General features: G+C 39.5%; 7 protein-coding genes. All 7 read left to right on the plus strand.

Annotated elements, in window-relative coordinates; translation table 11 throughout:
• Positions 1-725: 725 nt before the first annotated feature.
• The 7 genes from BUB12_RS16900 (at position 726) to BUB12_RS16930 (ending at position 6,985) form a co-directional block, all read left to right on the plus strand.
• Positions 726-1,760 (plus strand): L-threonylcarbamoyladenylate synthase, encoded by a 1,035-nt coding sequence (locus BUB12_RS16900; RefSeq protein WP_072892085.1) that lies wholly within the window; start codon positions 726-728, stop codon positions 1,758-1,760.
• Between the two features lie 76 nt (positions 1,761-1,836).
• A complete protein-coding gene (locus BUB12_RS16905; RefSeq protein WP_072892086.1) occupies positions 1,837-2,391 on the plus strand; it encodes a manganese efflux pump MntP in 555 nt (184 codons plus the stop codon).
• Positions 2,392-2,711: 320 nt separating this feature from the next.
• Positions 2,712-3,320 (plus strand): low molecular weight protein arginine phosphatase, encoded by a 609-nt coding sequence (locus BUB12_RS16910; protein ID WP_072892087.1) that lies wholly within the window; start codon positions 2,712-2,714, stop codon positions 3,318-3,320.
• Between the two features lie 20 nt (positions 3,321-3,340).
• The gene (locus BUB12_RS16915) at positions 3,341-4,651 is read left to right on the plus strand and encodes a methyl-accepting chemotaxis protein (RefSeq protein ID WP_072892088.1); all 1,311 of its coding nucleotides are present in this window, start codon (positions 3,341-3,343) and stop codon (positions 4,649-4,651) included.
• 44 nt (positions 4,652-4,695) lie between these two features.
• Entirely contained in the window at positions 4,696-5,139 is a 444-nt protein-coding gene (gene rpiB, locus BUB12_RS16920) for a ribose 5-phosphate isomerase B (RefSeq protein WP_072892089.1), read from the plus strand.
• Between the two features lie 31 nt (positions 5,140-5,170).
• Positions 5,171-5,713 (plus strand): TIGR01440 family protein, encoded by a 543-nt coding sequence (locus BUB12_RS16925; protein ID WP_234982745.1) that lies wholly within the window; start codon positions 5,171-5,173, stop codon positions 5,711-5,713.
• A 36-nt stretch (positions 5,714-5,749) separates the two neighbouring features.
• Entirely contained in the window at positions 5,750-6,985 is a 1,236-nt protein-coding gene (locus BUB12_RS16930; RefSeq protein WP_072892091.1) for a serine hydroxymethyltransferase, read from the plus strand.
• Positions 6,986-7,584 lie beyond the last annotated feature (599 nt).

The following is a 7,584-nucleotide window of genomic DNA, read 5'->3' on the forward strand; positions in this document are numbered from 1 at the left end:
ATTCTGATGTAACTGCTTTGTTGATTTGCACTGCGGACAGTCGCTTTCCGCGGGCACGGCCTCAGCCTCCAGCAAGGAAGCACTGTACCTGCGTCTACAAGTTATGCTTCGAAGCTGGCTTCCTCGGCACAAGGGGCTAAAGTAGATTATTCAAGTAGTTCCCTCGCTGTGGGGTCTTCGGTCACGTGCTGTTCCCGCAGGAGTCGACTGCCCTCCGCTCCAATCAACTAGTGATATTGCAGTAGATCCATAATTCTTATTGTCTAAGAATACATACTAGCGTAAGAAATACACGTAGACTCCTGCGGGAGCAGAGGCATCGGTGAGACCCCGGAGAGCAACGAGCAACACTTCTGCCGAGTAAGCTACGAGTTGCGAGGAGCAATACTTCTCTGAAGAACTAACGCGACGAGCATACGGCTCGAGGAGGCTCACCAGCCGCCCGCGGAAAGCGAAGTGTATTTCTGAAGCGGCAGAGATTACACTTCATTTACATTTCATAAAAAATCTAAACCTTGAATAAAGTTCAGGTTTTACTTTAACTAAAACACTTTTGTCTCAGCCTCTGAACCCCTGCATACTACACTGCATATAGAATTGTCGGGCTCATTTTTTTATTATCACTTAGTTTTTCAGTGTCCTCGCGCCTACCCCCTTGAGGTCTTTGTTCATTGCGAAATAAGTTGGGATAAACTAAAATGTAGGATAGAAAAGAGGTACTCGACATGAACGAAACGAAACGATTTAACATAAAAGATATCAATGAAGCAAAATCAAAAGCTCTAATTACAGAAGCAGCACAGCTTTTGAGAGCTGGTCAAACGGTTGCATTCCCAACTGAAACGGTTTATGGATTGGGGGCAGATGCTACAAATAGTGAAGCGGTCGCTAGAATTTTTCAAGCAAAAGGTCGCCCACAAGATAATCCGTTAATCGCCCATGTGGCTACAAAAGAACAATTGAAAAAATTAGTTACGGAAATCCCTGATTATGTGGATAAGTTAATTGAAAAATTCTCACCTGGTCCAATAACTTATGTTCTTCCTAGTAATGGAGCATGTGTAGATAATGTAACAGCAGGGTTATCCACAATTGGTGTACGAATACCAGACCATCCAATCGCAATCGAACTCTTAAAAGCTTGTAATGTACCAATTGCAGCTCCAAGTGCGAACCTTTCAGGAAAACCAAGTCCGACATCAGCTGATCACGTATGGCAAGACTTGAATGGTAGAATTGCTGGGATTGTGGATGGTGGTCCTACAGGCGTTGGGGTAGAGTCGACCGTCGTGGATTGTACCCAAAAAATTCCTATTATCTTAAGACCAGGGGGTGTTACTAGAGAGGAATTAGAAAATACAGTTGGTCCTGTTATGATGGATCCTGCTCTAGTCGATATTAGTGAAAACGAAAAGCCAAGAGCACCAGGAATGAAGTATACCCACTACGCTCCGGAAGTTCCTCTGTGGATTATTGACGGTCCACTGGAAAGAATGCAAGAAGTCATCAATGAACAAAGGAAAATTGGAAATAGGGTAGGGGTGTTATTAAGTTCCGCAAGTTATCCACAAATCCAAGCAGATAACAAATGGATTCTAGGTGATCACATCCAAGAAATCGCATCCAAATTATATGATGGCTTACGCTATTACAAGCAGTCAGATGTGGATATTATTATTTGTGAGTCCTTTCCAGATGAAGGGCTAGGCCAAGCCGTTATGAATCGGTTACGAAAAGCAGCAAGTGTTCACTTAAAATAATAGTGGATGCTGATGCCTGTCATATTCCTTTTTTGCCATGCATATAGTGTATAAGCATGTCCAAGGAGGAAGGGGAATGGCAGGAATCCAGATTGGGGAAGTAGTTTCATTATTATTTATGGCAATCGCACTCGGAATGGATGCATTTTCGGTAAGTTTAGGGATTGGAATGCAAAAAATTAGGCTAAAACGGATTGCGTTCATTGGAATTGTAATTGGAATTTTTCATGTAATTATGCCTTTTATAGGAATTGTTTTGGGACAAGCCATTTCATCTTCTATTGGTAGCTTAACAACATTACTAGGTGGGCTATTATTGGTAGGCATAGGGTCACAAATGGTGTTTTCTGCATTTAATCATGAGGTCCCACAAGTAATTAAAACGACTGGAATCGGTTTATTGTTTTTTGCTATCAGTGTTAGTATTGATAGTTTCTCGGTTGGTTTGGGACTAGGTCTTTCTGGAGTGAAAATTGCTCTAGTACTAATCTTATTTGGTGCAGCAAGTACAATCCTAACATGGTTAGGGATGATCATAGGTCGAAAAGTTCGTGGATTATTAGGTGTATATAGTGAAATTCTCGGTGGGAGTATTCTTTTTGCGTTTGGCTTATATATTATTTTTGGGTAAGGATATGGTCTTGTTCTATTTTAGGGCAAGGCTTTTTACTTGTTCTCAAGTCTATCTTCATCACGAGTATTGATCACAACAAAGAGGATCGCCTTATGCATGTCGTGTGAATGTATTACACTAGAATTTTTTGAAGCCAAAAGAAGGATGTAAACACTTTCAATATCTCGAAAAAGATGTTGATTTTTTCTGACATAAACACCTCTTCTATGGTATATTCATAGTAGGTGAATTTTGTCGAAAATCTAACCTGTCAAATCACAAATTAACTGTCCAATTCATACGTATGCATATACTCACAACTTATCGGAGGTATCTTTATGAAGATTTTGTTTGTCTGTACTGGAAATACATGCCGTAGTCCAATGGCAGAGGCACTATTAAAAAAGAAAATGCCTGAAGCAGAAGTACAATCTGCAGGTATTTTTGCAGGCAAAAATGAACGTGCAAACCAAAATGCCATCGAAGCAGTTAATAAACATTATGATATTCAGTTGAATCATCGCTCACAACCAGTGGACCATCGTTTATTAAATTGGGCAGATATTGTTTTAGCGATGACAACTCAACATAAGCAATCAATGATTATGAAATTTCCGGAGTTTCAAGAGAAATATTATACGTTAAAGGAATATGTTTCTGATGCCGATCGACAAGTGTGGGATGAGCTGAAGAAATTATATGCTGATTATGAAGCAAAACGGGCATTATTTGTTCAACAAAACGGCCGTGAATTACCACAGGGAGAGTTAGATAGAAAATTGAATGAGTATTTACAAGCTGACATTCTTAGAATTAATCAACTTGAAAATAGTTTAATCAGCTATGATATTTCTGATCCTTTTGGCGGGGACTTAGCTACCTATGAAAAGACAATGTTTGAGCTTGATAAGTTTATTGATCAATTAATAAAAAAATATAATAAATAAAGGTATTTGGGGGATTAGGAATGTCAAAAAAGAAGTATAAGTTTAGCCTACGATTGAAGCTCATGTTATTTACAACCATCTTAGCATTAATTACCTATTCTACGAGTGCGGTTTTCCTTTACTTCGTATATGATCATGTCGTAAATTTCTGGCAAGTTTCCTTTGAGGTATTCACGATCATTACATTGTTGTTAGGGATTATTTGGTCTGGAATACTTGCATATTTTGCTGCTAGAGTGATTACAAAACGATTGGATCAGTTAGAGCAAGTGGCCTCTCGAGCAGCGAATGGAGATTTGAATCAGTCTATTGAAATTGGAAAATCAGATGATGAAATTAAAGCGTTAAGTATTGCATTTGATACAATGTTAAAGAATCTAAAAGAAATGGTACATAATATTGATGTGAACTTTGAAACGACGAATAAATCAGTCATTCAAATGAAACATGCATCAGAACAAGTTTCTCAGCATTCCGAACAAATTAGTGCTTCCATTGATGATATTTCACGAGGTGCAGAAAGTTCTTCTGAAGCAATTCAGACAACAGTAGAAGCGGTGGAAGAAGCTACAGAATTAGCTGAAAAAGTACAAGAAAAAGCAGCGCAATCAAGAGAAAAATCGAATACGATGATGGTTACTTTAACTAAAAGTAAAGATGTAGTGAATCAGTTAGTGGCAGGCATCCAAAAACTTGCCGAGGAACAAGAAGTCTCCTTAAAAGATGTTGAACATTTAAAACAAAACGCAATCCAAGTCGAATCCATTATTACGATGGTTGGGGAAATTGCAGAACAAACGAATCTCCTAGCATTAAACGCCTCAATTGAAGCGGCTCGTGCTGGTGAGCATGGAAAAGGGTTCGCGGTAGTTGCCGAAGAAATTCGTAAATTAGCTGATCAAAGTGGACAAGCTGTGCAGCGAATCTCAGAATTAATTAACGCCATTCAACAAGATGTCAATCATGTGGTCGAGAAAATAAATGACAATATGGTTTATGCCAAAAAAGAAGCAGACAATGGTGTTCATACGAATACGGCAATCGAACAAATGTCAGGGTCGATTGAAGCGGTTGCATCAGAAATTACGACAATCTCAGAATTAGTGAACAAGCAGCTTGAATCCATTCAGTCGACAGCAACGCAGTCACAAGAAGTAGCAGCTATTGCAGAAGAGACTTCAGCTGGTGCTGAGGAAGTAAATGCATCGATTCATGAACAAGCGAATACGATAAGTACTGTTGATCAATTAGCACATGATTTAGAAGTGCAAGCACAGAATTTGAATAAGCAAATTCAGAAGTTTACAGGGGTAAAAAGTAAAGAAGCTTAATTTGAATACACTCAATGAAACAACTTAGATAAGGAGCGATAGAAATGAAAGTTATTATTTCTGGAGATCACGCAGGAATGGCAATTCGTAATGAAGTAAAAAGTCTACTAGAAGAAATGGGAATTGAATACGAAGATACAGGTTGTAGCTGTGAAACATCGGTAGATTACCCAGATTATGCTCTACCAGCTGCGAAACGAGTAGCGAGTGGTGAGTTTGACCGTGGCATTCTTGTTTGTGGAACAGGTATTGGTATGTCAATTGCTGCTAATAAAGTAAGAGGCGTTCGTTGTGCATTAACACATGATGTATATAGTGCGAAGCTAACACGTCAACATAATAACTCCAACATGATTGCCATGGGTGAGCGTGTTATTGGACCTGGTCTAGCTCGTGAAATTGCTAAAGCCTGGTTAGAAACAGAGTTTGAAGGTGGTCGTCACGAACGAAGAATTGAAAAAATAACCTCCTATGAGGGGCAAGAATAATAGGGTGATTTCATTGGATTTGAAAAACGACATGCAAGCAATTGTTGGGGAATGGCTCCAGAGCTCTTTTTTGAGAGAAGATGAACTTTTTATTCTCGGGTGTTCCACAAGTGAAGTTGCCGGAGAAAAAATAGGTACCTCCGGAAGTGAAGCAATCGCTGCTGAGATTTTCAATGAATTACAAGAAATGAAACAAAAAACAGGGGTCCATCTTGTTTTTCAATGTTGCGAGCACCTAAATCGTGCCCTTGTAATGGAGAGAAAAACGATGGAACGGTACGGGTTACAAGAAGTTTCCGTAGTTCCTGTACCTAAAGCGGGTGGATCGATGGCCTCCTATGCATTCAAACATTTGGAACATCCAGTTGTCGTAGAACATGTCAAAGGGCATGTTGGAATGGACATTGGAGAAACAATGATAGGAATGCACCTAAAGCATGTCGCTGTCCCCGTTCGTTTTACCCAACGTTATATCGGAAATGCACGAGTAACAGCAGCACGCACAAGACCTAAGTTAATCGGTGGCCAGCGTGCTGTTTATGAACATACAAAAGCAAATAATCAATGTACTTAAGGAAGACCAATATTTTTAACAAAGGGGTAGGTAGAGATGAGTCATGTAAAAAACACAGATGTAGAATTATACGAAGCTATTCAATTAGAGAAAAAGCGTCAACAGGATAAAATTGAATTAATTGCATCTGAGAATTTTGTTTCAGAAGCTGTAATGGAAGCAATGGGTTCTGTTTTAACAAATAAATATGCTGAAGGCTATCCTGGCAGAAGATATTACGGTGGATGTGAATACGTTGATATTGTAGAGAATCTTGCTCGTGATCGTGCCAAAGAGTTATTCGGTGCAGAACATGCAAACGTTCAACCACATTCAGGTGCACAAGCAAATATGGCTGTTTATTTTACTATACTTGAACCTGGTGACACAGTTTTAGGAATGAACTTAAATCATGGTGGACATTTAACCCATGGTAGCCCGGTTAACTTTAGTGGAACACTTTATAACTTTGTTGATTATGGTGTGGATAAAGAAACTGAACAATTAAATTATGACAAAGTACTAGAAAAGGCAAAAGAAGTACAGCCGAAATTAATTGTTGCTGGTGCAAGTGCCTATTCTCGTACGATTGATTTTGCTAGATTCCGTGAAATTGCTGATGAAGTTGGCGCATATTTAATGGTAGACATGGCTCATATTGCTGGTCTAGTTGCTACTGGATTGCATCCTAGTCCAGTTCCTTACGCTGATTTTGTAACAACAACAACTCATAAAACACTTCGTGGGCCACGTGGTGGAATGATTCTATGTAAAGAAGAGTATGCAAAGAAAATAGACAAGTCTGTATTCCCTGGAATGCAAGGTGGACCATTGATGCACATTATTGCAGCAAAAGCGACTGCATTTAAAGAAGCACTTTCCGATGATTTTAAAGTGTATAGTGAACAAATCATTAAAAATGCAAAAGTCTTAGGTGAAGCACTAGTAGAAGAAGGTATTCGTGTTGTATCTGGTGGTACTGACAATCATTTATTACTATTGGATGTTACGCCACTAAATCTAACTGGAAAAGTAGCAGAGAAAGTATTAGATGATATTGGTATTACAACAAATAAAAACACAATTCCGTTTGATACGGAAAGTCCATTTGTTACAAGTGGAATCCGTATAGGAACAGCTGCTGTCACAACACGTGGATTCAAAGAAGAGGAAATGAAGGAAGTAGCAAAAATTATTTCCCTAACTCTAAAAAATCATGAAGATGAAGCTGCATTAAAAGAGGCTGCTGAACGAGTATTGGCCCTAACAAATAAAGCACCGTTGTATGTATAGAAAATGTAAATGATTTTCAAATAGTTGACTGTTATTCGCTCCAATAGACAATACGCCCCAACTAGCGGAGGAAATACACGAAGACTCCTGCGGGAGCAAGGCGAGGCTAGTGAAAAAGTCCGATTAATAAAAAAGTCATATACACATAGAGGGCTGGAACATAACTTAATCTCTATAATCGAAAGTCGAACAATTACCATGAAGGTAGTTAGAATGTTAGTCTTTAGGTGAAATCTAATTTTTAATGAATTATTCAATTCCGGTGTAACTGCTTTGTTGATTTACACTGCGGACAGTCGCTTTCCGCGGGCACGGCCTCAGCCTCCTCGCGGAAAACCACCGCTGTGGGGTCTTCGGTCACGTGCTGTTCTCGCAGGAGTCGACTGCCCTCCGCTCCAATCAACTAGTGATATTGCAGTAGGTCCATAGTTCTTATTGTCTAAGAATACACACTAGCGTAAGAAATACACGTAGACTCCTGCGGGAGCAGAGGCATAGGTGAGACCCCATGATGCGCTTGCGTCTACAAGTAATGCTACGCAGTATGCTTCCTCAGCGCAAGGGTGCTAGGAAGCATAATCAAGTAGTTCCCTGGCTCA

This window comes from Ornithinibacillus halophilus (genome assembly GCF_900129485.1).
GTDB lineage: Bacteria > Bacillota > Bacilli > Bacillales > Amphibacillaceae > Ornithinibacillus > Ornithinibacillus halophilus.